Raw genomic sequence first — 26,994 nt, 5'->3', positions numbered from 1 at the left:
TCCTGCCACCCTGCTAGAATGGCCAATTGCCTACTTCATCCACGGCGCCGGCGGGCGCCGCACGACCAGGAGCCACGTATGTCGCATGCCATCCTCAAGTCGCTCGGTATCGGTACCGAACATTCGGGTACCTATCTCGGCCAGGGCGAGTGGTCGAAGACCACCGACGCCGGCGCCCTGCAGCCGGTGAATCCGGCCACCGGCGAGGTGATTGCGACGGTGCATGCCTCCAGCGCTGCCGACTACGAGGTCATCGTCAAGCGTGCGCAGGAAGCGTTCAAGGTGTGGCGCACCACGCCGGCGCCGCAGCGCGGCGAAGCCGTGCGGCTCTGCGGCGAGGCGCTGCGCAAGCACAAGGACGCACTGGGTTCGCTGGTCGCGCTGGAGATGGGCAAGATCAAGCCCGAGGGCGACGGCGAAGTGCAGGAGATGATCGACATCGCCGACTTCGCGGTCGGCCAGAGCCGCATGCTGTACGGCTACACCATGCACTCGGAGCGCGCCGGCCACCGCATGTACGAGCAGTACCACCCGCTGGGCATCGTCGGCATCATCAGCGCGTTCAACTTCCCGGTCGCGGTGTGGGCCTGGAATGCGATGCTGGCTGCCGCCTGCGGCGACATCTGCATCTGGAAGCCCTCGCCGAAAACGCCGTTGTCGGCGATCGCCGCGATCAGGATCTGCAACGAGGCGCTGAAAAACGGCGGCTACCCCGACCTGTTCTTCCTGTTCAACGACGCCGGCAGCGACCTGGCGCAGGCCTTCGTCGACGACAAGCGCATCCCGCTGATCAGCTTCACCGGCTCGACCAAGGTCGGCCGCATGGTCGGCGAGCGCGTGGCGCAGCGCATGGGCCGCTCGCTGCTGGAGCTGGGCGGCAACAACGCGATCATCCTGGACGAGTCGGCCGACCTGAAGCTGGCGATTCCGGGCATCGTGTTCGGCGCGGTCGGCACCGCCGGCCAGCGCTGCACCAGCACGCGCCGCCTGTTCGTGCATGAATCCATCCACGACAGCGTGCTCGACACGCTGGTCAAGGCCTACAAGCAGGTTGAGGGCAAGATCGGCGATCCGACGCTGGCCACCACGCTGATGGGCCCGTTGAACAGCCAGGACGCGGTGCAGGGTTATCTCGCCGCGATCGAGAAGGCGAAGGCGGCTGGCGGCACGGTGGCCACCGGCGGCGCGGCGCTGACCGACCGCAAGGGCAACTTCGTGCTGCCGACCATCATCACCGGCCTGAAGAACGCCGATGAAGTCGTGCAGACCGAAACCTTCGCGCCGATCCTCTACGTGATGAAGTTCAAGCATCTCGACGAGGCGATCGAAGCGCAGAACGACGTGCCGCAGGGCCTGTCCTCGGCGATCTTCACGCAGAACCTGAAGTCGGCCGAGAAGTATTTGTCGGCGGCCGGTTCGGACTGCGGCATCGCCAACGTCAACATCGGCACCTCCGGCGCCGAAATCGGCGGCGCGTTCGGCGGCGAGAAGGAAACCGGCGGTGGCCGCGAGTCCGGCTCGGACGCGTGGAAGGTCTACATGCGCCGCCAGACCAACACCATCAACTACTCCGATTCGCTGCCGCTGGCGCAGGGCATCAAGTTCGACCTGTAAGTACGGGCAACAGGCTCGCGGCCGGTTCGCCGGCCGCGGTCGATCACGCTACGATGCTCTCGACGCCGACCCGGCGCATTCCGCGAGCAAGCCGATGAACGATCCCGTGTCCTATCGCGCCGCCGCCCCGACCAGCACGCTGGCGGTGGTGAGCCTGGTGTTCGGCATCCTGGCCTGGTGCGTGCTGCCGTTCTTCGGCGCGGTGGTGGCCATCGTCTGCGGACACCTCGCGCGCAGCGAGATCCGCAACAGCCACCCGGAGCACCGCCCCGAAGGTGACGGCATGGCGGTTGCCGGGCTGGTGCTTGGCTACGTGCAACTGCTGCTGTCGGTGCTGTTCGTGTCCTTGGTGATCGCGGTGCTGTTCTTCGGTTTCGCGCTCGGCGGCTGGCACGGATGGTGAGTGCGCCGCCGCCGTTCGATTTTCATGGCTGGCGCGTGCTGGTGGCCGGCGGCAGCCGCGGCATCGGCCGCAGCATCGCGCTGGGTTTCGCCCAGGCCGGCGCCGCGGTGTCGATCTGCGCACGCGGCGCGGCGGCACTGGAGGAAACGCGCCTGCAGATCGCCGCCCACGACGTGACCGTGCACGCGCAATCCGTCGACCTGGCGCAAGCGACGGCCATCCAGGTCTGGGTCGACGACGCGGCGAGCGCGCTGGGCGGCATCGACGTGCTGGTCAACAACGCCAGCGGCTACGGCTTCCGCGACGAGGACGAGGACTGGCTGGCCAACTTCAACGTGGACCTGATGGCGGCCGTGCGCGCCTCGCGGGCCGCGCTGCCGCACCTGGCCGGGTCGGCGCATCCGTGCATCCTGCACACCAGTTCGATCTCCGCGCTGCGGCCGCGTCCGGGCGGCCCGTCGTACGCGGCGATGAAGGCTGCGCTGAGTCATTACACGACCTCCCAGGCGCAGGCCCTGGCGTCCCGGCGCATCCGCGTCAACGCGATTGCGCCCGGGTCGATCGAGTTTCCCGGTGGCCTGTGGGACCAATGCCGCAAGGATGATCCGACGCGCTACGCCGAGGTGCTGGCGAAGATCCCGTTCGGCCGCTACGGCACGCCGGCAGAGGTCGCGCACGCGGCCTTGTTCCTCGCCTCGCCGTGGGCCGGCTGGATCACCGGCCAGACCCTGGTCGTGGACGGCGGCCAGCTGCTGGCCGGCTGAGCGTGATCCAGCCGCCTTCGGCGCGCTGCCCGGCACGCTAAACTGCGCGACATTCCACGACTGCCGGCGTTTCGATTTGGCCCTCTACGACATCCTGCGTCCGCTGCTGTTCTCGCTCGAGGCGGAGTCGGCCCACCGGCTGACCCTGTACGGGCTGGGCGTGGCCCAGCGCAGCGGCTTCGCCCATCGCGTCGCCACCGTGCCGGCCGACCTGCCGGTGCGCGCGTTCGGCATCGAGTTTCCCAACCCGGTCGGGCTGGCCGCGGGCCTGGACAAGAACGCCGAGCATCTCGACGCGCTGAACACGCTGGGTTTCGGTTTCATCGAGGTGGGCACGGTCACGCCCTTGCCGCAGCCGGGCAACCCGAAGCCGCGCCTGTTCCGGCTGCCCGCGCACGAGGCGATCATCAACCGCATGGGCTTCAACAACGACGGCGTCGATGCGCTGGTGCGCAACGTGCAGCAGTCGAGCTACCACGGCGTGCTCGGCATCAACATCGGCAAGAACAAGGACACGCCGAACGACAAGGCGGTCAACGACTACCTGGCCTGCCTGACCAAGGTGCATGAGCTGGCCAGCTACGTCACGGTGAACATTTCCTCGCCCAACACCCAGGGCCTGCGCGACCTGCAGGAACAGGCCACGCTGTACAAGTTCATCTCGCTCCTGCGCGCCGCGCAGGAACGGCTGGGCTCGCAGCACGGTCGGCGCAAGCCGATGCTGCTGAAGATCGCGCCGGACCTCTCCGGGGTCGAGCTCGATGCGATGGCCGAGGTGCTGCTGCGTACCGGCATCGACGGCGTGATCTGCACCAACACCACGACCGACCGCGCCACGGTGGCTGACGACCCGCGCGGCGGCGAGGCAGGAGGGCTCTCCGGCAAGCCGCTGTTCGAGCGCTCCACCGCCGTGCTGGCCGGCATGCGCCAACGCCTGGGCGAGCGCATCCCGCTGATCGGCGTGGGCGGCATCCTCGACGGCAGCGACGCGGTGGAAAAGCTCGACGCCGGCGCCTCGCTGGTGCAGCTCTATTCGGGCCTGATCTATCGCGGCCCGCACCTGGTGGCCGAATGCGTCAACGAGATCCGCCGCCAGCGCGAGGCGTCAGTCGATGGCGTCTGAGCGCGTGGACATGGGCGGCTACACGCTCACCGAGAACGCGTCGTTGGCGCGGCTCAACACCTTGCGCGTCGATGCCCGGGCGAACCTGCTCGCCGACATCCGCGATGCGGGAAAGTTGCCCGAACTGCTGGACTTCCCGGCGATCCGCCAGGGGCGGCTGCTGGTGCTCGGCGAGGGCAGCAACGTGCTGTTCACCGACGATTTCCACGGCACCGTGCTGCGGATGTCGACGCGCGGCGTGCAAGTTGAAAGTGGCGGCGACAGCGCGCGCATCGCGGTGGCCGCGGGCGAGCGCTGGGACGATTTCGTGCGCTGGACGCTGGGACAGGGCTACGCGGGGCTGGAGAACCTGATCCTGATCCCCGGCACCGTCGGCGCCGCACCGATCCAGAACATCGGCGCCTACGGCTGCGAGGTGGCCGAGTTCATCGAAAGCGTCGAAGCCTGGGACCTGCGCGAGCATCGCGTGGTGACGCTGGACCACGCCACCTGCGCGTTCGCCTATCGCGACTCGCTGTTCAAGCACGAGCCCGGCCGCTACATCGTCACCGCGGTGCGTTTCGTGCTGCCGCGCAGCCGGCCGTTGCGCACCGACTACGCCGGCATCGACGAGGAACTGGCGCGGATGGGCGTGGACAAGCCTGCGCCGTTCCACGTCGCCGAGGCGGTGGTACGCCTGCGCACGCGCAAGCTGCCTGACCCCGCGGTGATCGGCAACGCCGGCAGCTTCTTCAAGAATCCGATCGTCGATGCTTCCGTGGCGGAAGCATTGCAGCGCGAGCACTCCGACCTGCCGGCCTGGCCGCAGCGTGACGGTCGCCGCAAGATTTCCGCCGCGTGGATGATCGAGGCCGCTGGCTTCAAGGGGCTACGCGAAGGCGACGCCGGCATCTCCAACCGCCACGCGCTGGTGCTGGTCAACCACGGCCACGCCAATGGCCCGCAGTTGTGGGCGCTGGCGCAACAGGTGATGGATGGCGTGCACGCGAAGTTCGGCGTGCGGCTGGAGCCGGAACCGGTGGTGATCGGCGCGGGCTGAGTCCGCGCCATCCGGGCTTCACCCGGCGCCTTGTGTCGTTTTGCCCGGGCGCAAGTGCGCAGCCCCGTGGGCCAAGGGTGGTGCATTGCGCGTGCACTTCGACGCCGCTTGCTGTTCCAAGTCGAGCTCAGTGCGAACGGGGGGTGTGGTGGCCCATGCCGTTCTCCCTGAGTGCAGGCCCGCGGGGTCGAAGTCGAAGGGTGGGGCGCCGGTATCTTCGATCCTTCCCGTATTGCGCATGGGCAGGTGCCCTGTCATTTTGACGCGCGGGCGACGGGTCGCCCCAACCGGATTCTGATTCGATCATGGAGGTTGGACATGCAGGTGTTGTCGAGCTGGCCGGTGCTCGTGTTGTGGACCTTCGTTGCCACCGTGGTTTGCAGCTGCAGTACGCAAGAGGAACGCAAGCCGGTTGGGGAGCCCCGGACCAGTTACGCGGAGATGGCGGCGCCTGCGAGCGCACCGCATTACACCTTGCAACCCGGGGATACGGCGGTGAAGCCCGTGCTGGACAAGCAGGTCTCGCCGGTGTACCCGCCCACCCTGGTTCGCCCGGGCGCTGCGCCGGTCACTGTCGTGGTGCAGCTGGTGATGGACGAGAACGGCCGCGTCCAGGCCGTGCACCCGCAGCCCGGCACTGCGGATGGTCCGGCGCATGCCTTGTTCGAGGCTGCAGTCGAGCAGGCGGTCATGCAATGGACGTTCACGCCGATGTGGGTGCGGCATCCGCGGGGCGATGGCACGTATGAGGTGACGCAGAAACCTTTCAGCCTCTGGTACGTATTCGATTTCAAGATGGCAGGCGGCAAACCTGTCGTCGAATCGGGCAGGCGCTGACGACTGCTCGCCGCGCGATGCGGGATACCCCCGTGCCGCCCGCCGGTCATGGTGCCCGCAGGTTCGCCATGTGCAGCAGCACCCCGGCCAGGCTTTTCAGATCCTGCGCGTTGTGCGCGGCGACGCGGCGCAGGTTGCGGGCGGAGCCGCCGCGCAGGTAGGTGAGCCAGGCGGCGGGGGCCTCCGCGCCGGGCAGGTCGTCCTCGCGCACGACGCCGAGCAGCTGGCGCTCGGCGGTGGCGAGGCGACAGTTCGGCCACTGGTGTTTCCAGTGGCGGCGCACCGGATGCAGCAGGTCCAGGTGGCCGCGGCCGGCCAGCGGGTTCGGCAGGCGGGCGAGACGGTAGCGCGTTGCCAGCAGCGGCGCGTCGTAGCACTTGCCGTTATAGCTGACGAGCACGGTGTCCTCGTCCAGCCAGCCGGCGAAGGTGCGCAGCATGGCGGTCTCCGCCGCCATGGTGGTGATGGTGAGCTGGCGGATGCGCAGGCGGCCACCCTGCCAGTCGGCCGCGCCGATCATGAAGGCGCGGGTCCCGGTGCCGCCGGCCAGGCCGGTGGTCTCGGTGTCGAAGTGCAGCAGGCGATCGTGGTGCACGGGTTCCATGCGGGCGAAGCCGGCGTCGATGACCGGCGGCGGAACGAGCCAGTCGGCAAACGCCTCGGTGTAGCGCAGGCCGGGGGAAAGTTCGAAGCCGGGCACCTCGCGGTCGCGGGATGACGGCACCGCGGCGGTGCCGCGCTTGAGCCGGGCGTGGCGCCGGAGCAGCCGGCGCAGCTCGGGCGCCATCGCGGAAGAGGGCGGCGCGACGCAGGGGGTTCCCGGCGTCGCTGCATCCAGCGCATGGCGGGCAGGCACGGCGGCGTGGGCTTGTCCCGCCTCGCTGCGCAGCTGGCGCAGCTTCGCGATGAGGGGGTTCACGCTCACAACGCCACCAGCAGCGCGAGCACGCGCAGGGCGAGGGCCTTGGGCGTGGCGACGGCCGGATCGTCGGCGGTCTGCTCGTCCGTCGCCAGTACCGGGCCGACACAGGCGGGGCAGCCGGCGCGGCAGTCGCAGCGTTCGATCAGGCTGACCGATTGCGCCAGCAAGTCCTCGCGACGCCGGAACAGCGGTTCGCTGTGTCCGATGCCGCCGGGGAACGCGTCGTACAGGTAGACGGTGGGCGTGAACGGCGCATCCGGCGCCAGCGCGGCGGGCTGGCCATCGCTGCCGCGCAGCTGGCCGCGACCGTGGAGGTCGGTGCTGGCGAACCAGGCGCCGTCGCCCGAGCCCACGGCTTTCTGCAGGTCGCGCGCCTCGGCCATCACCGCCACGGTGGCGACGATGTGCAGCGCGTACGCCGCGCCGAGGAAACCGTCGAGCGCCTGCTGGCGTTGCTCGAACGCGGCTTCCAGCACCATCTGCGGCAGCTGCCACCACACCGCCGTGGTGTGCAGTTCCTGGTCGGGCAGGTTGACCGGGCCGTAGCCGATGTTCTCGTGCGAATAGAAGCGGATCTTCTTGTAGCCGGGCACCCGGCGCACCACGTGCACCTCGCCGTGATGGGCCTGACCGCAGCCGGCGTGCGCGCTGTCGAAACAGTCCAGCACCTTGAGCCGGGTGTAGTCGATGGCGTCGGTGTAGTAGTCGACGCTGGTGCGCGTGACGTAGGCCTTGCGGCCTTCCCAGTCCAGCTTCTCCACCTGGTAGGGCAGCGACTGCACCATGTGGATCGCGCCTTCGTACAAGGTGACCGCGGCGGCGGAGTAGTCGACTTCGGCGATGATGGTCTGGCGGCCGTCGGTGCGATCGACCACCACGAAGTTGCCGTCGGCCACCGAGCGCAGCGACACCGTGATGGCCGGGTAGCTGTCGGCGATCCATTCCCAGCGATCGCCCTCGCGGTGCAGCACGCCTTCCTCGCGCAGCAGGTCGAGCCACGGCGTGGCGACCTCGGTGCCGAACATCTCGTCGCCGGTGAACGGCAGCTCGAACGCGGCGCAACGGATGTGGTCGAGCAGGATCAGCGGTTGATCGGGCTGGATGCGCGCGTGCTCCGGCGAAGCGCCCTGGAAGAACTCCGGGTGGCGCACCAGGTACTGGTCCAGCGGATCGGAGCTGGCCACCAGCACGCCAAGCGCCGATTGCTGGCGTCGGCCGGCGCGGCCGAAGCGCTGCCACGTCGCGGCGACCGAACCGGGGTAGCCGTTCAGCACCACCACGTCGAGCGAACCGATGTCCACGCCCAGCTCCAGCGCCGAGGTGCTGACGATGCCGTCGATGCTGCCTTCGCGCATCGCCCGTTCGGCCGCGCGGCGCTCCTTCGGCAGGTAACCGCCGCGGTAGGCGCGGATGCGCGGGCGCTTGCGCGGGTCGTGGTCGAACACGTCCTTGAGGTACTTGGTGAGCACCTCGACCATGCTGCGCGACTGGGCGAACACCAGCGTCTTCATGCCGCTCTTGATCGCCAGCCGCGCGATGCGGTTGGTCTGCGAGCGCGCCGAGGCGCGCAGACCAAGGTCGGGGTTCACCACCGGCGGGTTCCACAGCAGCACGTGCTGGTCGCCGCTGGGCGCACCGCTTTCGGTGATCGCGGTGACCGCATCCTCGATCAGCGCCTCGGCGTGTTCCCGCGGATTGCCGATGGTGGCCGAGCACAGGATGAACTGCGGGGTGACGCCGTAGAACGCGCAGACACGCTTGAGCCGGCGGATCACGTTGGCCACGTGCGAGCCGAACACGCCGCGATACGTGTGTACCTCATCGATCACCACGTAGCGCAGGTTCTCGAAGAACTGCGCCCACTTGGTGTGATGCGGCAGGATGCCCTGGTGCAGCATGTCCGGATTGCTGACCACGATGTCGCCATGCAGGCGGATCGCCTGTCGCGCATCGCCGGGCGTGTCGCCATCGAAGGTGAATGCCTTGACCCCCAGCGCGCCGGCCCGGTTCAGCTCCAGCAGCTCGGCCACCTGGTCTTGCGCCAGCGCCTTGGTGGGGAACAGGTACAGCGCCTTGGCGTGATCGGTCATGGCAGCGCTGATGATCGGCAGCGTGTAGCACAGCGACTTGCCCGAGGCGGTGGGCGTGACGATGGCCACGTGCGCGCCCGCCCGCGTGGCTTGCCATGCCTCGGCCTGATGGCTGTAGAGCTGCTCGATGCCGCGCGTGCGCAGCGCCCCGGCCAGCGCATCGGGGAGATCGTCGGGCAGCGGCGCGAACGTGCCCTCCCGACCGGGCACCACGAAGGCGCCGGTGATCCGCGCGGCATAGCGCTTCGACAGCCGCCGGGCCAGGCTGCGGCCGTCGCCCGGCCCGTCCAGCACGAGGTCGTCGCTGGCGTAGCGGTCGGGTAATGTGTTCATCGGCAGGCTCCGCGCGAAGGTCCGCGGATTAGGCCGCGTGCGCGTCTCACCGGGTGAGATGGCGCGCGGCCGTCACGGCATCGTCAGCCGTCCTTGCGGGAGCGGGCCCGACCAGGAGCGTCAGGCGACTTGCGCGGCAGGCGACCGCTGACGTTCGCGCCAGTGCGGCACCTCGGCCCAGCCGTCGCGCGGTGGTTCGCCGGCCAGCGCGCGGCGCAGTTCGTGGCGACCGAGATGGGGTGCAAACTGGTGGATGAAGGCCAGCGTGTACTCACGCGGCACGCTGTCCCTGCGCAGTACCACCCAGGTCGTGCACGGCGCGAACAACGCATCGGCGGGCAGCGCGAGCAGGTCGGCGTCGCCGGGCTGCATGGCCATTTCGGCGAGGATGCCCACACCCATGCCGGCGCGCACGTAGGTCTTGATCAGGTCGGCGTCACCGGCAGTCATCGCGATCTGCGGTGACAGCCCGGCCTCCTCGAACGCGCGGCGCAAGGACGACTCCGGCCGCAGCGAGGAGTCGTAGCTGACCAGCGGCAGGCCCGCCAGCTCGGTCAGCGTGGGCGCGGCGGCGCGCCGCGCCAGCGGATGGTCGCGCGGGGTGACGATCACCCGTTGCCAGCGATAGGCGGCAAACGCCATGCCGACGGCCGGCGCGCTGCCGGCGCTGCTGATAATGGCCAGATCGACCTGACCGGCTTCCAGCCGGGCCAGCACGTCGGCGTCGCGGGTCGGCTCCAGATGCACGCTGACCTGGGGGAAGCTGGCATTGAGCGCGGCGATTGCCGCGGGCAGGGCGAAGCGAGCCTGGGTATGCGTGGTGGCGATGCGCAGCTCGCCGTGGGCCTCGTTGCGCAGGTTCGCGGCGATCGCGCGGATGTTGGTTGCCTCGGCCAGGATGATCCGCGCCCGTTCGATCACCTGCTCGCCCGCGTGGGTCACCGCATCCAGGCTCTTGCCCTTGCGCACGAAGAGCTGAAAACCCAGCTCGTCCTCAAGCTGGCGCAGCTGCTTGCTGAGACCGGGTTGGGTGGCATGCACGCGCTCGGCCGCCAGGGTGATGTTGAGGCCGGAGTCGGCGATGGCGATGAGATGGCGCAGCTGGGTAAGCGTCATGGGCAGGAGTCCGTGGGCGATGGTCGGGGGACGGATGGGCGATGCAGCTGCGCATACATCGTGCAATCCCCCGGCCGCCGGCGTGACGAGCCCCTGGCCGGTCGCCACGGATACCCTTGTCGATGGAATGACATACTTTCATATTGGACGTCTATACGTCCATTCGTGTTGCATGTCAATCGGGCCTGCCGGTCATGCCGCGACGGCATAAGCACCAAGGCACAAATCATTTGCGGTGCCGGCGGCGGCTTCGTAGCGTAGGCGAACCCCTTGCTCCGGCCATTCCTGCGCATGAAGCTCTACCCGATCTTTGCCTCGTTGTCGCAGCGCGCCGTGCTGGTGGTCGGCGGCGGCGCGGTGGCCGAGCGCAAGGTGGCAGCACTGCTGCAGGCTCGGGCGCAGGTGACGGTGAACGCGCCCAGCCTCACGCCGCGCCTGCAGCGCTGGGTGCGGCAGGGCCGTATCGCCCATCGCACCGATCCGTTCCGCGAGAGCTGGCTGGAGCGCGTGTGGCTGGTGGTGGCGGCCACGCCCGATCGCGAGATCAACGCGCTGGTGGCCAGTGTGGGCGAGTTGCGCCGGATCTTCGTCAACGTGGTCGACGATGCGGCGCTGTCCAGCTTCCACGTGCCGGCGGTGATCGACCGCGCACCGCTGACCATCGCGATCTCCAGCGGCGGCGAGGCGCCGATGCTCTCGCGCCTGCTGCGCGAGCGGCTGGAAGCGCTGCTGGATGATTCGCTGGGCGCGCTGGCCCGGCTGATGGCCCGGCTGCGCCCGCGCATTCGTGCCCGTTTTCCCGCACTGGCGGCACGACGCGCCTTCTACGACAGCCTGCTGGCCGGGCCGGTGGCGCAATTGTTGCGCCAGCAGCGAGATGGCGAGGCGCAGGCGGCGGCGGAACATGCTCTCGCCGATACGCCGTCGCCGGCCACCGGTTCGGTGGTGCTGGTGGGCGCCGGCCCCGGCGATCCGGGCCTGTTGACCTTGCGTGCATTGCGCGCGCTCAACGAGGCCGACGTGATCCTGCACGACCGGCTGGTCGGTGCCGGCGTGCTGGCGCTGGCCCGGCGCGATGCCGAGCGGATCGAGGTCGGCAAGCAGGCTGGCCGGCACCACACCACGCAGGAGGCGATTCACGCCTTGCTGCTGGAGCATGCGCGTGCCGGCAAGCGGGTGGTGCGGCTGAAGGGCGGCGACCCGTTCGTGTTCGGTCGCGGCGGCGAGGAGCTGGAGTTCCTGCACGCCCACGCGATTCCTTTCGAAGTGGTGCCCGGCATCACCGCCGCCGTGGCCTGCGCGGCGTACTCGGGGGTGCCGCTGACTCATCGCGAGCGCGCCCAGTCAGTGCGCTTCGTCACCGCGCATTGCCGCGATTCGCACGACACCGTGGACTGGCCTGCGCTGGCGCAGGAGCGGCAGACGCTGGCGATCTACATGGGCGTGAACGAGCTGGCGACCCTGCAGGCGCGCCTGGTCGAACACGGCCGCGCTGCGTCCACGCCGTTCGCCCTGATCGAAAACGGCTCGCTGCCGAACCAGCGCGTGGTCTGCGGCGTGCTGGGCAACCTTGCCGAGCGAGCCGCAGCCCACGCCGTGAGCTCGCCGGCGCTGCTGATCCTGGGCGAGGTGGCCGCCTTGGCGCCGTCGCTGGCCTGGTTCGGCGCCGCCCCGCTGGGCGCGACCGTGCACGCCTTGCCCGCCGCCGCCGCGGCGCGCGATGGCGTGCTCGAGGCGATCCATCGCGCCGCCTGTTGACCGATCCCGAATCGGCGCATCATCTGCCTTCGTCCATGCGCCCGTTCCTCACGCCCGATTCCCCGAGGAGACACCCATGATCTACGACAACATCCTGGACACCATCGGCCGCACACCGATCGTGAAACTGCACCGCCTGGCGCCCGCACACGTGAGCATCTACGTGAAGATCGAGGCGTTCAACCCGGCCGGTTCGGTGAAGGACCGACTCGCCCTGGCGATCATCCTGGACGCCGAGCAGCGCGGCACGCTCAAACCCGGGCAGACCGTGGTGGAGGCCACGTCCGGCAATACCGGCGTGGCGCTGGCCGCCGTGTGCGCGGCGCGCGGATATCCGTTCGTGGCGGTGATGTCCGACACGTTCTCGCTGGAGCGGCGCAAGCTGATCCGCGCCTATGGCGGCAAGGTGGTGCTCACCCCCGGTGCGGCACGCGGTACCGGCATGGTGGAGAAGGCCGCCGAACTGGCGAAACAGCATGGCTGGTTCCTCGCCGACCAGTTCGAGAACCCGGCCAACCCGGCCTACCACCGCCAGACCACGGCGGCCGAAGTGCTCGGCGACTTCGCCGGCCGGCGACTGGACTACTTCGTCAGCGGCTGGGGCACCGGCGGCACGCTCACCGGCGTGGGGGAGGTGCTGAAAGTGGCTCGGCCGCAGGTCAAGGTGATTGGCGCGGAGCCGGCCGGCGCCTCGCTGCTCGGCGGCAAGGAGTGGCAGCCGCACAAGATCCAGGGCTGGACGCCGGACTTCGTGCCCGCCGTGCTCAATGCCAAGGTGGTCGACCGGATCGTCACCGTCGACGACGTGGTGGCGCGCGACACCGCGAGGGAACTGGCCCGGCGCGAGGGTATCTTCACCGGGCTGTCCTCCGGCGGCACGCTGGCCGCGGCGCTTGAAGTGGCGAAGGACGCGCCGGCCGGATCGGTCCTGCTCGCGATGCTGCCCGACACCGGCGAACGCTACCTGTCGACCTTCCTGTTCGAGGGCGTCAACGAGGGTTCCGACGAGGTTTGAGCGCGGCTGCATGGCAACCGGGGCTCGCGCCCCGGGGCGCCTCGTCGGATACTCGGCTTCGATCGATCCCGGGGGCGACGATGCACAAGAACCGACTCGAGGCGTTCAGCGACGGCGTGCTCGCCATCATCATCACCATCATGGTGCTGGAGATGAAGGTGCCGCACGGCGAGACGCTGGCGGCGCTGCTGCCGATGGCGCCGGTGTTTCTCAGCTACGTGCTGAGCTTCGTCTACGTGGGCATCTACTGGAACAACCACCACCACATGCTGCAACTGGCCGGCCCGGTCAGCGGCGCGGTGTTGTGGGCCAACCTGCATCTGCTGTTCTGGCTGTCGCTGCTGCCGTTCGCCACCGGCTGGATGGGCGAAAACCACTTCGCGCAGGGGCCGACGGCGCTGTACGGCGTGGTGCTGCTGATGGCGGCGCTGGCGTACTGGATGCTGCAACGCGCGCTGATCCGCGCCGAGGGCAGGGCATCCGCGCTGGCCCGCGCCGTCGGCGGCGACTGGAAGGGAAAACTCTCGCCGGTGATCTACGCCAGTGCCATCCTCGTCTCGTTCCGCGCCGCGTGGATCGCGCAACTGCTGTATGGCGTGGCCGCCCTGCTGTGGCTGGTGCCGGACCGGCGCATCGAACGGGTGGCGGGACGGGCGCCGCACTGAGGCGGGTTCTGCCGGCGAGGTTGGCCGGAAAGGGTTGGCCGGATCGGTCCGCTCCGGGTCCGGTGCAGGGCTCGTCGAGGACGCAGCGGCTGCCTAGAGTGACGGCTCCCCCATGATGGAGTCGCCCCATGTCCGACACCCCCGCCTTGCTGGTCATCGACGTGCAGCAATCGTTCCTGCAGGCACCGTACTGGCGCGAAGACGACCTGCCGGCGTTCCGCGAGAAGTTGTTGCAGCTGATCGACGGCGCGAGCGCCCGCGGCTGGCCGATCGTGCGCATCCTGCACGAGGAGGCCACCGGTCACTTCAGTGTGGCGTCGGGGCTGGTGCAGCCGATGGCGTGGGTGCCGCAGGTGCACGACACGGTGTTCCGCAAGCAGGTGCACAACGCGTTCACCGGCACCGGCCTGCAGGCATGGCTGCGCGAGCGCGGCATCGGCCGCGTCATCATCAGCGGCATCCGCAGCGAGCAATGCTGCGAGACGACTGCCCGGGTCGCTTCCGATCTCGGCTTCGACGTCGACTACGTCACCGAGGCGACGCTGACCTTTCCGATGGTCCACGCCGGCAGCGGCACTCGCTACGATGCGCAGGACATCAAGCAACGCACGGAACTGGTTCTGGATGGACGCTTTGCCCGCATCCGCACCGTCGATGACGTCCTCGCCGATCACTGAGGTGTGCTTCGTGCTGCCGCCGGACCTGATCCTGCTGGATCTGGCCGGTGCCGCCGACGCCTTTCGCATTGCCGCGGCGATGGGCTTGCCGGTGCGCCTGCGGCTGATGGCGCCGGTGGTGGCGGGTGAGGCGGCACCAACCGCGCTGGGCGTCAGTCTTGCCGGCGTCGAACCGCTGCCGGCGAAGTTGCCCGAGCACGTGCTGATCGTGGTGTGCGGTGCCACCGGCAGCGCCGCGCGCCTGTTGTCGTCGGCGGCCGGCAAGGCGCTGGTGGCCTGGTTGCGGCGCCATGTCGTCGCTGGCCGACCGCTGGCCTGCGTCTGTTCCGGCGCGCTGCTGGCGGCCGCCGCCGGCCTGCTCGACGGGCGACGCTGCACCACGCACCACAGCCTGCTCGACGAGCTGCGCCAACTGGCGCCGGCGGCCGAGGTGCTGGACAGCCGCGTGTTCGTCGAAGACGGCGAGGTCTGCACCAGCGCCGGCATCACCGCCGGCATCGACCTCGCGCTGCACCTGATCGCCAGGCTCGGCTCGCCGCGCCTGGCCGTCGCCGTGGCGCGGGAAATGGCCGTCTACATGCGCCGCGCCGCCGGCGACCCGGCGCTGTCGCCGTGGCTGGAAGGGCGCAACCACATGAACATGGCCATCCACCGCGTGCAGGATGCACTGCTCAAGGCGCCCGCGCAGGACTGGCCGCTGGCGCGGCTGGCCGACATCGGCCACCTGAGCGTGCGCAGCCTCACGCGCCACTTCCGCGAAGCCAGCGGCATGTCGGTCAACCGCTACCACGCGCGCCTGCGGCTGGCGCTCGCGCGGCAGGCGCTGGCCAGCGGCGACAACGTGGAGCGGGCGGCCGAGTGTGCGGGCCTGGGTTCGGCGCGGCAGCTGCGCCGCTTGTGGGCAGCGCATGCCGACGACCGTCCGGCGTCGGTGCGGTCACGCGCTTGAGCGGGCCTAGAGCAGGCTTTCCAGCGGCAGCAGCTTGAGCATCTGCACCTCGACCCGGCGACCGGTGGTGGCACCGGGGTCGTGGTCGTAGGTCACCGGCTTGCCGTGTTCGGTGGCCTGCCATTGCATGGCCCCGCCATGCGCCGAGCCGTCCTGCTTCAGGGTCACGCGGTAGGCGTGTTCGGGCCGCGTGGCGCTGTCGAAGAACGCGGTGACCGCCGCGGCCAGCGGCGGACAGTCGACGATGATGCCCATCTCGGTGTTGAGCAGTTTCGAGCGGGCATCCATGTTCATCGAGCCGATGAACACCTTGCGCCGATCCACCACGATGGCCTTGGCATGCAGGCTGACGCCGGAGGAGGTGCCCCCGGTGGTGACCCGTTGCGGCGCACCCGCGGCAGGTCGCAATTCGTACAGCTGCACGCCGCTTTCCAGCAGCGGGCGGCGATAGCGCGAATATCCCGAATACACGATCGGCTCGTCGTTCGAGGCCAGCGAATTGGTCAGCACCTTGACCGTCACCCCGCGCCTGGCCAGCGCATCGAGATAGGCCGTGCCGCGCTCGCCGGGGATGAAGTAGGGCGAGATCAGCAGCAACTCGTGCTGCGTGCCATCCGCCATCGCCTTGATGTCCGGGCCGATGCGCAGCTCGGGCTGGTCCTCGGTCGCCTCGATCTTGGCCGGCTGGTCGGCCACCAGCGTGGCCGGCCCCCAGAACCACTGGCCTTTGCGGTCGGCGGAGGCGCCGTAGGGCAGGGCGTCCAGCGTGGCCTGGGCGTAATCCGATTGCGCGAACGCGCGCGCATCGTGCGCCAGTTCTGTCCGCAGTTTCGCCAGGTCGACATGATCGGCATGCTTGCCATGGAATGCCTTCACCGGATAAGCCGCGTCGCAGTTCCAGTACTCGTCGAAGGCATGCGAGGCCTGCGGCACCACCGGGCCGATCGCGATCAGGTCGAGGTCGCGGAAATGGGTGTCCTCGCCCGCGTCGAAATACGCATCGCCGATGTTGCGTCCGCCGACGATCGCCACGTTGCCGTCGGCGATGAACGACTTGTTGTGCATGCGCCGGTTCAGCCGGTGCGTGTCGAGCAGGAACTGGGCAGCCTTGGAGAATACCGACGGCTTCTTCGTGGCGAACGGGTTGAACAGGCGCACCTCGATGTTCGGGTGGGTATCCAGCGCATCGAACAGGTCGATCGCCTGGCTGGCGTTGATGTCGTCCACCAGCAGGCGCACGCGCACGCCACGGTCGGCCGCGGCCAGCAGGCGCTGCGCCATCAGTCGCCCGGTCGCGTCGTTGTCGAAGATGTAGTACTGCAGATCCAGCGAATGCTGCGCGTGGTCGGCCAGCGCCACGCGGCTCATCAGCGCATCGGTGCTGCGGATGAGCAGGCGGAAACCCGACTGATCCTGGTGCTTGGCGGTTTCCGCGTGCACGTAGCGCGCCGCCGGCGTGCCCACGGTCGGCGGCAACGCCTTCGACACCGGCTTGACCACGGGCGCGGGCGGCGAGCAGGCCGCCAGGGCCACGCCGAGCATCACCGCACCAAGCACTCTGATGAGTCGCCGCATGTTCACCCGCCTTCTGCTGCGTGCCGATCACGGCTTCGCTGCAATCGTCCATCGCCAGCGGCGTACTTTGCGAAGGCGGTCGTGAAATCCATGCGACTGCGGAGCCTCGCCTGACCCGGGTACTCGGGTTTCCACCTTTCGCCTATCCCCAGCTCGACAACGGCATGGCACCGGGCGCGAACATCCCCTGCGGCCCGAAGTGGAACATGCGGGAGCGGTCGCGCGCGTAGTCGTGGCCTTTCTCGGCGAGCACGGACCGGTTCAGTTCTTCGTACCAGCGTTGCACCGTGGTGGCGTCGGTCAGCAGGAGGAAGGTCCAGTCGGGGAACACCACGGTGACGGGTTCGTCGCCGTGCCAGGCGAACTGCGCCTCCGCGCCGTGCTGCACCATGTCGGCGCCGATCAGCTGGTTCAGCGAGCTGCGGATGCGCTCGAACTCCATGTCCGGGAGCAGCGGGGTGAAGTTCTTGACGCCGTGGAGTTGGCCTTCATGGCGTCGGTTGTCGGTTTCCTTGCCGCGAACGATCACATCCTTCAGATCGTAGTCGCCGTGGATGTAGACCCAGCCCTTGCCGGCGTGGTCGAGCTGCAGGCAGCCGTAGTGGCGGGATGCGGGGTCGACGTCGACGCGCCAGCGCCACTCGGCCGAGCAGGCGGCGGCGCGGCCCACGCCCCAGGCCGCCCAGCTTTCCGGGCGCTGCGGATCGCCCATGGGCGGCATCTTGTTCTCGGCCGCCAGGTATTGCATGCCGTCGTGCCAGGCCTTCATCGCCTTGTCCCGCTTGGCTGGCTTGAAAGCCCCGGGGTGCATGCCCGGGTGCACCACCAGCCCGGCGATGACGTAGTCCTGTTTCACCATGCGCCCCGCCACCGAGCGCATGGGGCCCGGCGGGTTGACGTCGGCGGTCTTGGCTTTCAACAGGGCCGGTTTGGGGTAATAGCCGGGCATGCCGACGTAGCGCAGCGAATCCTCGTTGGTATGACGCACGAGCAGGATGACCTTGCGCTCCCGCGCCACCATGAGGAACTTCTGCAGGTCGATGCCGCGCATTCCGATGCCGATACCCATGGCTGCTGCCTCCGTGTCGGTCAATGGCAAAAGTGTACGTGCTTGAGGCAGCCATTTCGCCGGACCGGCGTCGGCACCACGCGCCACGACCACGGTGTGGGGAGGGCGGCGTTGGGGGTCCTTCGCCCCGCGTCGCAGCCATGACCTTCAACAGTGAAGCTTTGCCTCCCGGTCACGAAGCGTGAAACGTGATCGCCGCCCGCGCTATGCTCGGCCGGTATTCCGGGGGGAATGGATGACCATGAAACGCTGGCTGATTGCCGCCGCCATCATCTGCATTGCCGCCACCGGCTGTAGCCGGACTGATGCGGAAGTGCCATCAAACGCACGTCGACCGCAACAGGCCGGCCCGACGAATCCACTCGCCACTGCTGGCCACCTCGCCGGCATCGAAGCCGCAGGCATGACCGGTGACCAGCGCGCCATTCAAGGCCATGTCGACGCGATGCACAAGGACATGATGCGCTCCATGCATCTGGCCGACCCTGCGCGCCGCATCGACCGCGAAGCCGCCCGCGCCGCCGTGCGTCCGTTGCAGGGCGTGCAATCCGCCGTGTGGATCGATCAGGCCAATCTGCTGGTCATGGTCGGCGGCAGCCAGTACCGCAGCATGGCCACCATCGACAACGTCTGCCTCGCACTGGAACCGCTGGGCGACACGCTGAGCGTGGTCGTCAACGTGCAGGACGTGATGGCGACGACGTCGGCAGGCGCCGACACGCTGTCGCGGAATTGCCAGCTCGGGGCAGAGGAGCGGGCGCTGTTGCAGCCGAAGCGGCAGGTGGACGTGCTGGACCCGGCGGTGCGGCGGGTGTTCCGGGCGCAACAAAACGGGTAAGCCGTTCCCCTCCCATTTGCTCAAGCAGAGGTTCACATGGAAGCAGCGCCCGTACACATCATCCAGTACTTCGATGGCTCCAAGCAGGGCATCATCCCGCTGTTTCAGCGCGCGTACTCGTGGGACTCCAGAGACTGGGCGACGTTCTGGGACGACTTGATGGCGCAGTACGACGAAGAGGATCGCTGCTCTCATTTCATGGGCGCGATCGTCACGGTGCCGGTGAAATCCGTGCCCGTGGGCGTGGGCAAGCACCTGGTCATCGACGGACAGCAACGCCTGACGACGCTGTCGCTATTGCTGGCCGCCATTCGCGATCAGGCTCGGGCCACGGACGACAAGGTGACCGAAGGCATCATCGGCGACCTGTTGCTGAACCGCCATTACCAGGCTCCCGACGATTTGAAGCTCGTGCCCACCCAGGTGGATCGCGCGGCGTACAACGCCGTGGTCTACGGCCGCGACCTGGTTCCATACGAGGAATCGGGCGTGGTGCAGTCGTATCGCTACTTCAGGAAAAAGCTGACGGGGACGGACGACGATGGCCAGCCCGTCGTCCCCGGCACGACCTTGCAAGCCATCCAGCAATCCCTGCAGGTGGTGATGATCAATCTGGGCGAGTCCGACGACCCGTACCTGATCTTCGAGAGCCTCAACCACAAGGGAAAGCCGCTCAATCAGGCCGATCTGGTACGCAACTACGTCTTGATGCGGTTTCAGCACTCCACGACCGCCGGTGGTGAGCAGGAAACTGCGTACGAGGAGTTGTGGCGACCGATGGAGGCGCATCTGGGTTCGTCCATGACGGAGTTTCTTCGGCACTACGGGATGCGTCATGGCCGAAACGTCCGCAAGGGGGATATCTACACCGCGGCGAAAGCGGAGTTCGAGAAGGCAAAGGATGTCGACAGCGTCCGCTGCCTGCTGCGCGACATGAAGCAGGCGGCCATCTGGTACGAGAAGTTCATCGACCCGGACCAGGAACCCGACGAGAAGATCGCCAAGCGCCTGAGGGGCATACAGGAGCTGGACTCCACTGTGTTCTATCCGCTGCTTCTGCGGCTATACCGCGGCTGGAAGAACGACCTGATGAGCGGCGACGAGTTCGTCCATGCCCTGGATATTCTCGAGTCGTTCTACGTTCGGCGCCTGGTCTGCGGCGTTCCCACCAACGCCTTGAACAAGATGACCCTCGAGCTGTGCCTGAATCTGCCGGACGAGGCACCCCAGGCCTGGTTGCGCGACAGGCTCGCGCAGGGCTCCGGTGGCCGCCGATGGCCGACAGACGAGGAGTTCGAGGAAGCGCTGGTAATGCAGTACCTCTATCCGCGCCGCCGCATTGCGCGTTACATGCTGGTCGCGCTCGAGGAAGCTCATGAGCACAAGGAACCCGTGGATTCCTCGACGGCGACGATGGAACACATCATGCCGCAGACACTGTCCGAGCCATGGAAGGTGGAGCTTGGCCCTGATTACCCGGCCATCCATGCGAAGTGGCTGGATACCCTGGGCAACCTGACGCTTACCGGATACAACCCCGAGCTGGGTAATCTCCCGTTCGACGAGAAGAAGCTCAAGCTGCAGAACACGCATTTCGAATTGAGCCGCGAAGTTCTTCGATACCCCAAGTGGGGCGCTGCCGAAATCGAGGCGCGCGGAAAAAATCTCGCTGCGTCGGCGCTGACTCGCTGGAGCAGAAGTTGATGCCGATGACGGCGAGGGCTTGGGCGGCAAACGCTTCGTCGAGTTCGATCCAGTCCAACAGATGCGTTCAGCGTAATACGTCAAAAGTGACAGGGGTCTCGTGACGAACAACGGCACCGCATTGCTGCGGCGCCGTTGTGTTCTCAGCGAAGTTGCCGGATGCCAGCCTTCGCTGGCATGACGAGTGGGGGAGTCAGAGCGCCTCGAAGATTCCCGCCGCACCCATGCCGGTGCCGATGCACATCGTCACCATGCCGTACTTCTGCTTGCGGCGGCGCATGCCGTGAACCAGCGTGGCGATGCGCACCGCGCCGGTGGCGCCGAGCGGGTGGCCGAGCGCGATCGCGCCGCCGAGCGGGTTGACCTTGGCCGGGTCGAGCTTGAGGTCGCCCATCACGGCGAGTGCCTGGGCGGCGAAGGCTTCGTTGAGTTCGATCCAGTCGAGCTGATCCTGGCTGATGCCGGTCTGCGCCAGCGCCTTGGGAATCGCTTCCTTCGGGCCGATGCCCATGACTTCGGGCGGCACGCCGGCGACGGAGAAACCGACGAACCGGGCAAGCGGCTGCAGGTTGTATTGCTTGATGGCCTTTTCGCTGGCCAACAGCACGGCGCCGGCGCCGTCGGACATCTGGCTGGAGTTGCCGGCGGTGACGGTGCCGCCGAACTGGCCGTTGCGAAATACGGTTTTCAACTTGGCCAGCACTTCGGGCGTGGTGCCGGCGCGCGGGCCTTCGTCCTGGTCGATGACGCGGCTGTCGGTGGTGATGTTGCGACTGGCGAGGTCGGGGTAATGATCGTCGAGCTGGAAGGGGGTGATCTCGTCCTTGAATTCGCCAGCGGCCTGGGCGGCCAGGGCGCGGCGGTGGCTTTCCACCGAGAACGCGTCCTGCTGCTCGCGGCTGACTTTCCACTGCTTGGCCACGTTCTCGGCGGTGATGCCCATGCCGTAGGCGATGCCGATGTTCTCGTCCTGGAAGATCGCGGGGTTCATGGCGATCTTGTGGCCCATCATCGGCACCATGCTCATGCTCTCGGTGCCGCCGGCGAGCATCAGGTCGTCCAGGCCCAGGCGGATGCGGTCGGCGGCCATCGCCACCGACTGCAGGCCGGAAGAGCAGAAGCGGTTGACGGTGACGCCGGGCACGGTGTGCGGCAGGCCGGCCAGCAGCAGGCCGATGCGCGCCACGTTCATGCCTTGCTCGGCCTCGGGCATGGCGCAGCCGATGATGACGTCGCCGATCTGGTGCGGGTCGATGCCGGGCGCCTGCGCCATCACCGCGCGGATCACGTGGGCGAGCATGTCGTCCGGGCGGGTGTTGCGGAACACGCCGCGCGGCGCCTTGCCGACCGGGGTGCGGGTGGCGGCGACGATGTAGGCGTCCTGGATTTGTTTGGTCATGACGGAACTCCAAAAGGGTGAGAAAAGAGTGGAGAGGAGCGAGAAGTGAAAGAAAGCCTGGGCTTCGACTCTCACTCCTCACTTCTGCGCGCGCAGCGCGCTCACTAGTTCCTCAAAGGTTTGCCGGTGGTCATGGTGTGGGCGATGCGGGCCTGGGTCTTTTCGGTTTTCGCCAGCTCCACGAAGTGCTTGCGTTCCAGTGCCAGCAGCCATTCCTCGTCGACGGTCGAGCCGCGCTCGATCACGCCGCCGCACAAGGTGTCGGCGATGCGCGAGGCGATGTCGACATCGTGTTCGGAAGCGAAATAGCCGGCTTGCAGGTTGGCCAGTTGCGCCTTGAAGGTGGCGGTGCCGACGTCGCCGGCGACGATGACCTGGGCAGGCAGGGGCGGGCGGTAGCCGGCTTCGGCCAGCGACAATGCCACCTTCTTGGCGACGTACAGCAGTTCGTAGGCGTTGAACACGACCACGTCGCTGTCGCGCAGCAGGCCCATGTTCTTCGCCTCGATGGCGCTGGGGGAAACCTTGGCCATCGCCACGGTCTCGAACACCTTCTTCAGTTCCTCGAACGGATCGGCCGGATTGGCCCTGGACGCACGCACGGCCAGTTCATGCAGGCCGCCGCCGGCGGGCAGCAGGCCGACGCCGGCCTCGACCAGGCCGATGTAGCTTTCCAGTGCCGCAACCGTCCGGGCGGAATGCATCTGGAATTCGCAGCCGCCACCGAAGGCCATGCCGCGCACGGCGGAAACCACTGGCACCAGGGCGTGCTTGATCGCCATGCTGGTGCGCTGAAAGTTCGCGACCATGTGCTCGAAGTCGTCGAACTTGCCGTCCTTCAGCAGACCCAGCGCACCTTTCAGATCCGCGCCGGCAGAGAACGGTTCGCCGGTCTGCCAGATCACCACCGCCTTGAGCTTTTCCTCGGCCAGCCTGATCGCGTGCTGGATGCCGTCGAGCACGTGGTCGTTGACCGTGTTCATCTTGGTCTTGAACGAGATGATGCCGACGCCGTCGTCGCCCAGCGTCCACAGGCGGATACCGTCGTTCTCCCACACCGTGCTGCCGGTGTCGAACTTCTCGCCCAGGATCGGATCGGGGAACAATTGGCGCTGGTACACCGGGTGCCGCGAACGCGGCTTGTCGGCGTTGGCGCTGGCCGAATACGAACCGTTCTTGCCGTGCACGCCCGTGCGGCCGTCGGTGACCCAGGCGGGCAGGGGCGCATCGCTCATCGCCTTGCCGGCCTTGATGTCTTCATTGATCCATTCGGCGACCTGCTGCCAGCCCGCGGCCTGCCAGGTCTCGAACGGGCCGAGCTTCCAGCCGTAGCCCCAGCGGATGGCGAAATCCACGTCGCGCGCGGTGTCGGCGATGTCGGCCAGGTGATAGGCGGTGTAGTGGAACAGATCGCGGAAAGTGGCCCACAGGAACTGCGCCTGCGGGTCGCTGGAGGCGCGCAGCTTGCCGAACTTCTCGGCGGGGTCCTTGATCGCCAAAATCGCGGCGACTTCATCGGAGGGCCTTTGTTCGGACGGGCGGAAGTCCTGCTTGGCCACATCCAATACTTGGATGTCCTTGCCGACCTTCTTGTAGAAGCCGCCGCCGGTCTTCTGGCCCAACGCACCCTTCTCGATCAGGCCGGCCAGCCATGCCGGCGCCTTGAAGTACCGGTGCCAGGGATCGTCGGGCAGGGTATCGGCCATGGTCTTGATGACGTGGGCCATCGTGTCCAGGCCGACCACGTCGGCGGTGCGGTAGGTGGCGCTCTTGGGGCGGCCCACGGCCGGGCCGGTCAGCGCGTCGACGGTGTCGAAGCCGAGCTTGAACTGCTCGGTGTGATGCATGGTGGCGAGCATCGAGAACACGCCGATGCGGTTGCCGATGAAGTTGGGCGTGTCCTTGGCGATCACCACGCCCTTGCCGACGGTGGTGACCAGGAAGGCCTCGAGGCCGTCCAGCACGTTTTGGTCGGTGAGCCGGGTCGGGATCAACTCGACCAGGTGCATGTAGCGCGGCGGATTGAAGAAGTGCACGCCGCAGAAGCGGTGGCGCATTTCCTCCGGCAGCGCCTCGGCCAGCGTGTTGATCGACAGGCCCGAGGTATTGGAGGCGATGATCGCGGTCTTCGACAGGTGGCCGGCGATCTTCTTGTACAGGTCGAGTTTCCAGTCCATGCGCTCGGCAATGGCCTCGATGACCAGGTCGACATCCTTCAGGTGATCGAGATCATCGTCGTAGTTGGCCGGGATGATCGAGGCGGCCAGGGCCTTGTCGGCCAGCGGGGCCGGCGACAGCTTGGCCAGGTTGGCGATCGCTTTCAGCGCGATGCCGCTCTTCGGACCCTCTTTCGCGGGCAGGTCGAACAGCACGGTTTCCACGCCGGCGTTGGTCAGGTGCGCGGCAATCTGCGCGCCCATGACACCGGCGCCCAGCACGGCGGCCTTGCGGATGCGCAAGCCGAGGGTGGGTGAGGATGCAGCAGTCATTGGCTTCTCCGATGGTGCGAGGGGTGGTGCGATCAATGGGGCAGGCGGCGCTGGCAGGGCGAGTTCACGGGTGGCTCAGCCCGGCGGCGGCGAAGCGGATCAGGTGCTGGACGGTCTGCTCAAGATGCTCTTGTTCGCTGACGTCGCCCTTGCGCTGGATCATGCCGAAGCCCGACATGGCGTGGGTCAGCGCACCGGTCACGAGGTCGATGCGCCAGTACAGCTCGGCCTTGCCCAGGTGCGGCAGCAGCCGGGCGAATTCGGCGGTGAACTGGCGCATGACGTGGCCGTAGTTCTCCGACAGGAAACGGCGCAAGTTGTCGTCGTGCTCGGCGAAGGCGCGCGCCAGCACGCGCATGAACAGGGCGCCCTTGCCGTCGTGCGACAGCTCCAGCGCCGGGCGGATGTAGGCGGCGAGCACCTGTTCGAGCGTGGCCTCGCCGCCGGCCAGCTTGTGCAGGGCGGCCAGGCGATTGGCATTCAAGGCGTCCAGGCGCCGGCGGAATACCTCCTCGACCAGTTTCTCCTTGGAGCCGAAGTGGTAGTTGACGGCGGCCAGGTTGACCCCGGCGGCGGCGGTAAGCTGGCGCAGCGAGGCGCCATCGAAGCCGCGCTGGGCGAACATTTTTTCCGCGGTGCCGAGGATGCGATCCCGGGTGGAGCTGGTCGAGTTCACGGAAGCGGACGTCCTTTGGCAGCTGACGCGATTCAAACGATCGTTTGAGCATACGGGAAGCGCTTCCCGGGCGTCAAACGAGCGTATGGATCAGGCCTGCGCGATCCTTGCCAATGAGCTAGAATCTGTCAGACTTTAGTGGGCTAAATCCTCATTCCTTGTCGGAATTGGCTACCTTTGCCGGTAGTTGCCCGCTCAATCACTTTTCCCGAAATCCGTCAGCCGGAGCAGATCCCATGGCGCTGGAGCGCACCCTTTCCATCATCAAGCCCGATGCCGTCGCCAAGAACGTCATCGGCGAAATCTACGCCCGTTTCGAAAAGGCCGGCCTGAAAATCGTCGCCGCCCGCATGAAGCAGCTGTCGCGCGCCGAGGCCGAAGGCTTCTATGCCGTACATCGCGAGCGCCCGTTCTTCAAGGCCCTGGTCGAGTTCATGATCTCCGGCCCGGTGATGATCAGCGTGCTGGAGGGCGAAAACGCCGTGCTGGCCCATCGTGACCTGATGGGCGCCACCAACCCGAAGGAAGCTGCGCCGGGCACGATCCGCGCCGACTTCGCCGAGTCGATCGACGCCAACGCCGTGCATGGCTCCGACGCCGTGGAAACCGCCAAGGTGGAGATCGCCTATTTCTTTGCGGCGACGGATGTGGTTTCGCGTTAATTTCGTGCGTTCATCCTTGAACGCGAAGATCAGACAGCGGCCACTCGTGGCCGCACAGTAGAAACAAGTGCGTTCGTCCCTGAACGCGAAGATCAAACAGCGGCCATCCGTGGCCGCACTCTTCACAAGAGCCACTCTTTGAACTCAGTTGTCGCCAGCTCGAACAAGGTCAACCTGCTCGATTTCGATCGCCAGGGTCTGCGTGATTTCTTCACGCAGATCGGCGAGAAGCCGTATCGCGCCGAGCAGGTGATGAAGTGGATCTACCACGACCTGGAAGACAACTTCGAAAACATGACCGACGTGGGCAAGGCGCTGCGCGCCAAGCTCACCGAGGCTTGCTACATCGGCGCGCCCAAGACGCTGCTGGACAAGGTCGCCACCGACGGCACGCACAAATGGCTGCTGGGCATGGATTCGGGCAATGCGATCGAGACGGTCTACATCCCCGAGCCGACCCGCGGCACCTTGTGCGTGTCCTCGCAGATCGGCTGCGCGCTGAACTGCCAGTTCTGCTCCACCGGCGCGCAGGGCTTCAACCGCAACCTGTCCACCGCCGAGATCATCGGCCAGGTGTGGGTGGCGGCGAAGTACCTGGGCAACGTCACCCACCAGAACCGGCGCATCACCAACGTGGTGATGATGGGCATGGGCGAGCCGCTGGCCAATTTCGACAACGTGCTGAAGGCGATGAAGCTGATGCGCGACGACCTGGGCTTCGGCCTGGCATCGAAGCGCGTCACCTTGTCCACTGCCGGCCTGGTGCCGCTGATCGACCAGTTGTCCGATGCCATCGACGTGTCGCTGGCGGTGTCGCTGCACGCGGCCAACGACGAGCTGCGCACCGAACTGATGCCGATCAACAAGCGCTACCCGATCGCCGAGCTGCTGGCGGCCTGCCAGCGCTGGGTCGCGCGCAAGCCGCGCACCTCGATCACCTTCGAATACACCTTGATGAAAGGCGTCAACGACCAGCCCGAGCACGCCCGCCAGCTCATCAAGCTGATGCGCAAGCTGCCCACGTGCAAGGTCAACCTGATTCCGTTCAACCCTTTCCCGGGTACGCAGTTCGCGCGCTCGGACGCGGCTGCGATCCACGATTTCCAGAGTCAGCTGCTCAATGCCGGCGTGCTGACCATGCTGCGCCGAACCCGCGGCGACGACATCGACGCGGCCTGCGGCCAGTTGGCGGGGCAGGTCGCCGACCGTACCCGGCGCAGCGCCGAACTTCGCAAACGGCAAAACCAGGGGGCTTTGCATGCGCTTTGACCGGGTGG

23 protein-coding genes are annotated in these 26,994 nt (G+C 67.5%); 15 read left to right on the top strand and 8 right to left on the bottom strand.

The window, feature by feature from the left end; translation table 11 throughout:
- Positions 1 to 78: 78 nt before the first annotated feature.
- The 6 genes from amaB to ACVCL3_RS03155 all read left to right on the top strand — a co-directional run bounded on the left by amaB (position 79) and on the right by ACVCL3_RS03155 (position 5,780).
- Positions 79 to 1,614, top strand: coding sequence for an L-piperidine-6-carboxylate dehydrogenase (amaB, locus tag ACVCL3_RS03180; protein WP_447098964.1), 1,536 nt, complete (start codon positions 79 to 81; stop codon positions 1,612 to 1,614).
- 94 nt (positions 1,615 to 1,708) lie between these two features.
- The gene (locus ACVCL3_RS03175) at positions 1,709 to 2,017 is read left to right on the top strand and encodes a DUF4190 domain-containing protein (RefSeq protein ID WP_395118375.1); all 309 of its coding nucleotides are present in this window, start codon (positions 1,709 to 1,711) and stop codon (positions 2,015 to 2,017) included.
- On the top strand, positions 2,011 to 2,781 hold the full coding sequence (locus ACVCL3_RS03170; RefSeq protein ID WP_447100414.1) for an SDR family NAD(P)-dependent oxidoreductase: 771 nt from the start codon (positions 2,011 to 2,013) through the stop codon (positions 2,779 to 2,781). Before ACVCL3_RS03175 ends, ACVCL3_RS03170 begins: the two co-directional genes overlap by 7 nt.
- 76 nt (positions 2,782 to 2,857) lie before the next feature.
- Positions 2,858 to 3,904 carry a quinone-dependent dihydroorotate dehydrogenase gene (locus tag ACVCL3_RS03165; RefSeq protein WP_447100413.1) on the top strand — a complete coding sequence of 349 codons (1,047 nt, stop codon included), beginning with the start codon at positions 2,858 to 2,860 and terminating at the stop codon, positions 3,902 to 3,904.
- Between the two features lie 10 nt (positions 3,905 to 3,914).
- Positions 3,915 to 4,943, top strand: coding sequence for a UDP-N-acetylmuramate dehydrogenase (murB, locus tag ACVCL3_RS03160; protein WP_447101560.1), 1,029 nt, complete (start codon positions 3,915 to 3,917; stop codon positions 4,941 to 4,943).
- Between the two features lie 318 nt (positions 4,944 to 5,261).
- Complete coding sequence (locus tag ACVCL3_RS03155; RefSeq protein ID WP_447100412.1) at positions 5,262 to 5,780, top strand: energy transducer TonB; 519 nt, start codon at positions 5,262 to 5,264, stop codon at positions 5,778 to 5,780.
- A gap of 46 nt (positions 5,781 to 5,826) precedes the next feature.
- On the opposite strand, the gene ACVCL3_RS03150 is transcribed toward ACVCL3_RS03155, so the two are convergent.
- The 3 genes from ACVCL3_RS03150 to ACVCL3_RS03140 all read right to left on the bottom strand — a co-directional run bounded on the left by ACVCL3_RS03150 (position 5,827) and on the right by ACVCL3_RS03140 (position 10,241).
- Positions 5,827 to 6,699, bottom strand: a complete 873-nt coding sequence (locus tag ACVCL3_RS03150; RefSeq protein ID WP_447100411.1) for a ribonuclease H-like domain-containing protein — start codon at positions 6,697 to 6,699, stop codon at positions 5,827 to 5,829.
- 2 nt (positions 6,700 to 6,701) lie between these two features.
- Positions 6,702 to 9,125: a DEAD/DEAH box helicase gene (locus tag ACVCL3_RS03145; protein ID WP_447100410.1), complete on the bottom strand. Its 2,424-nt coding sequence runs from the start codon at positions 9,123 to 9,125 to the stop codon at positions 6,702 to 6,704.
- A 120-nt stretch (positions 9,126 to 9,245) separates the two neighbouring features.
- Positions 9,246 to 10,241, bottom strand: a complete 996-nt coding sequence (locus ACVCL3_RS03140) for a LysR substrate-binding domain-containing protein (RefSeq protein ID WP_395118387.1) — start codon at positions 10,239 to 10,241, stop codon at positions 9,246 to 9,248.
- A 291-nt stretch (positions 10,242 to 10,532) separates the two neighbouring features.
- On the opposite strand from ACVCL3_RS03140, the gene cysG reads away from it, so the two are divergent.
- The 5 genes from cysG (at position 10,533) to ACVCL3_RS03115 (ending at position 15,305) form a co-directional block, all read left to right on the top strand.
- Positions 10,533 to 11,999, top strand: a complete 1,467-nt coding sequence (gene cysG / locus ACVCL3_RS03135) for a siroheme synthase CysG (RefSeq protein ID WP_447101559.1) — start codon at positions 10,533 to 10,535, stop codon at positions 11,997 to 11,999.
- A 76-nt stretch (positions 12,000 to 12,075) separates the two neighbouring features.
- Positions 12,076 to 13,014: a cysteine synthase A gene (cysK, locus tag ACVCL3_RS03130; RefSeq protein WP_395118389.1), complete on the top strand. Its 939-nt coding sequence runs from the start codon at positions 12,076 to 12,078 to the stop codon at positions 13,012 to 13,014.
- Between the two features lie 80 nt (positions 13,015 to 13,094).
- A complete protein-coding gene (locus ACVCL3_RS03125) occupies positions 13,095 to 13,679 on the top strand; it encodes a TMEM175 family protein (RefSeq protein WP_395118391.1) in 585 nt (194 codons plus the stop codon).
- Between the two features lie 128 nt (positions 13,680 to 13,807).
- On the top strand, positions 13,808 to 14,356 hold the full coding sequence (locus ACVCL3_RS03120; RefSeq protein ID WP_447100409.1) for an isochorismatase family protein: 549 nt from the start codon (positions 13,808 to 13,810) through the stop codon (positions 14,354 to 14,356).
- The gene (locus tag ACVCL3_RS03115; protein WP_447100408.1) at positions 14,304 to 15,305 is read left to right on the top strand and encodes a GlxA family transcriptional regulator; all 1,002 of its coding nucleotides are present in this window, start codon (positions 14,304 to 14,306) and stop codon (positions 15,303 to 15,305) included. Before ACVCL3_RS03120 ends, ACVCL3_RS03115 begins: the two co-directional genes overlap by 53 nt.
- A 6-nt stretch (positions 15,306 to 15,311) precedes the next feature.
- Here ACVCL3_RS03115 and ACVCL3_RS03110 read toward each other — a convergent pair whose 3' ends face one another.
- A complete protein-coding gene (locus ACVCL3_RS03110; RefSeq protein WP_447100407.1) occupies positions 15,312 to 16,880 on the bottom strand; it encodes a phospholipase D-like domain-containing protein in 1,569 nt (522 codons plus the stop codon).
- 142 nt (positions 16,881 to 17,022) lie between these two features.
- Entirely contained in the window at positions 17,023 to 17,949 is a 927-nt protein-coding gene (locus ACVCL3_RS03105) for a hypothetical protein (protein ID WP_447100406.1), read from the bottom strand.
- Between the two features lie 241 nt (positions 17,950 to 18,190).
- On the opposite strand from ACVCL3_RS03105, the gene ACVCL3_RS03100 reads away from it, so the two are divergent.
- Positions 18,191 to 18,787 (top strand): hypothetical protein, encoded by a 597-nt coding sequence (locus tag ACVCL3_RS03100; protein ID WP_447100405.1) that lies wholly within the window; start codon positions 18,191 to 18,193, stop codon positions 18,785 to 18,787.
- 36 nt (positions 18,788 to 18,823) lie between these two features.
- Positions 18,824 to 20,491, top strand: coding sequence for a DUF262 domain-containing protein (locus tag ACVCL3_RS03095; RefSeq protein WP_447100404.1), 1,668 nt, complete (start codon positions 18,824 to 18,826; stop codon positions 20,489 to 20,491).
- Positions 20,492 to 20,684: 193 nt separating this feature from the next.
- On the opposite strand, the gene ACVCL3_RS03090 is transcribed toward ACVCL3_RS03095, so the two are convergent.
- The 3 genes from ACVCL3_RS03090 to ACVCL3_RS03080 all read right to left on the bottom strand — a co-directional run bounded on the left by ACVCL3_RS03090 (position 20,685) and on the right by ACVCL3_RS03080 (position 25,055).
- Positions 20,685 to 21,890: an acetyl-CoA C-acyltransferase gene (locus tag ACVCL3_RS03090; RefSeq protein ID WP_447100403.1), complete on the bottom strand. Its 1,206-nt coding sequence runs from the start codon at positions 21,888 to 21,890 to the stop codon at positions 20,685 to 20,687.
- Between the two features lie 104 nt (positions 21,891 to 21,994).
- The gene (locus ACVCL3_RS03085) at positions 21,995 to 24,379 is read right to left on the bottom strand and encodes a 3-hydroxyacyl-CoA dehydrogenase/enoyl-CoA hydratase family protein (RefSeq protein WP_447100402.1); all 2,385 of its coding nucleotides are present in this window, start codon (positions 24,377 to 24,379) and stop codon (positions 21,995 to 21,997) included.
- A 64-nt stretch (positions 24,380 to 24,443) separates the two neighbouring features.
- The gene (locus ACVCL3_RS03080; RefSeq protein WP_395118409.1) at positions 24,444 to 25,055 is read right to left on the bottom strand and encodes a TetR/AcrR family transcriptional regulator; all 612 of its coding nucleotides are present in this window, start codon (positions 25,053 to 25,055) and stop codon (positions 24,444 to 24,446) included.
- Positions 25,056 to 25,291: 236 nt separating this feature from the next.
- On the opposite strand from ACVCL3_RS03080, the gene ndk reads away from it, so the two are divergent.
- Entirely contained in the window at positions 25,292 to 25,717 is a 426-nt protein-coding gene (ndk, locus tag ACVCL3_RS03075; RefSeq protein WP_395118411.1) for a nucleoside-diphosphate kinase, read from the top strand.
- 138 nt (positions 25,718 to 25,855) lie between these two features.
- On the top strand, positions 25,856 to 26,986 hold the full coding sequence (rlmN, locus tag ACVCL3_RS03070; protein WP_395118413.1) for a 23S rRNA (adenine(2503)-C(2))-methyltransferase RlmN: 1,131 nt from the start codon (positions 25,856 to 25,858) through the stop codon (positions 26,984 to 26,986).
- The last annotated feature ends 8 nt before the right edge of the window (positions 26,987 to 26,994 follow it).

The sequence above is a fragment of the Rhodanobacter sp. UC4437_H4 genome (genome assembly GCF_052978425.1).
The sequence above is the reverse complement of the archived record's forward strand: the minus strand, read 5'-3'. Positions and strand labels throughout refer to the sequence as shown.

What these genes read in the sequence shown, in the direction of transcription:
- ACVCL3_RS03100 (WP_447100405.1), top strand. Translation starts at nt 18,191, where the DNA reads ATGAAACGCTGGCTGATTGCCGCCGCCATCATCTGCATTGCCGCCACC.
- ACVCL3_RS03155 (WP_447100412.1), top strand. Translation starts at nt 5,262, where the DNA reads ATGCAGGTGTTGTCGAGCTGGCCGGTGCTCGTGTTGTGGACCTTCGTT.
- ACVCL3_RS03095 (WP_447100404.1), top strand. Translation starts at nt 18,824, where the DNA reads ATGGAAGCAGCGCCCGTACACATCATCCAGTACTTCGATGGCTCCAAG.
- ACVCL3_RS03105 (WP_447100406.1), bottom strand. Translation starts at nt 17,949, where the DNA reads ATGGGTATCGGCATCGGAATGCGCGGCATCGACCTGCAGAAGTTCCTC.
- ndk (WP_395118411.1), top strand. Translation starts at nt 25,292, where the DNA reads ATGGCGCTGGAGCGCACCCTTTCCATCATCAAGCCCGATGCCGTCGCC.
- ACVCL3_RS03125 (WP_395118391.1), top strand. Translation starts at nt 13,095, where the DNA reads ATGCACAAGAACCGACTCGAGGCGTTCAGCGACGGCGTGCTCGCCATC.
- ACVCL3_RS03140 (WP_395118387.1), bottom strand. Translation starts at nt 10,241, where the DNA reads ATGACGCTTACCCAGCTGCGCCATCTCATCGCCATCGCCGACTCCGGC.
- ACVCL3_RS03110 (WP_447100407.1), bottom strand. Translation starts at nt 16,880, where the DNA reads ATGCGGCGACTCATCAGAGTGCTTGGTGCGGTGATGCTCGGCGTGGCC.
- cysG (WP_447101559.1), top strand. Translation starts at nt 10,533, where the DNA reads ATGAAGCTCTACCCGATCTTTGCCTCGTTGTCGCAGCGCGCCGTGCTG.
- ACVCL3_RS03090 (WP_447100403.1), bottom strand. Translation starts at nt 21,890, where the DNA reads ATGACCAAACAAATCCAGGACGCCTACATCGTCGCCGCCACCCGCACC.
- cysK (WP_395118389.1), top strand. Translation starts at nt 12,076, where the DNA reads ATGATCTACGACAACATCCTGGACACCATCGGCCGCACACCGATCGTG.
- murB (WP_447101560.1), top strand. Translation starts at nt 3,915, where the DNA reads ATGGGCGGCTACACGCTCACCGAGAACGCGTCGTTGGCGCGGCTCAAC.
- ACVCL3_RS03145 (WP_447100410.1), bottom strand. Translation starts at nt 9,125, where the DNA reads ATGAACACATTACCCGACCGCTACGCCAGCGACGACCTCGTGCTGGAC.
- amaB (WP_447098964.1), top strand. Translation starts at nt 79, where the DNA reads ATGTCGCATGCCATCCTCAAGTCGCTCGGTATCGGTACCGAACATTCG.
- ACVCL3_RS03170 (WP_447100414.1), top strand. Translation starts at nt 2,011, where the DNA reads ATGGTGAGTGCGCCGCCGCCGTTCGATTTTCATGGCTGGCGCGTGCTG.
- ACVCL3_RS03115 (WP_447100408.1), top strand. Translation starts at nt 14,304, where the DNA reads ATGGACGCTTTGCCCGCATCCGCACCGTCGATGACGTCCTCGCCGATC.
- ACVCL3_RS03085 (WP_447100402.1), bottom strand. Translation starts at nt 24,379, where the DNA reads ATGACTGCTGCATCCTCACCCACCCTCGGCTTGCGCATCCGCAAGGCC.
- ACVCL3_RS03120 (WP_447100409.1), top strand. Translation starts at nt 13,808, where the DNA reads ATGTCCGACACCCCCGCCTTGCTGGTCATCGACGTGCAGCAATCGTTC.
- ACVCL3_RS03175 (WP_395118375.1), top strand. Translation starts at nt 1,709, where the DNA reads ATGAACGATCCCGTGTCCTATCGCGCCGCCGCCCCGACCAGCACGCTG.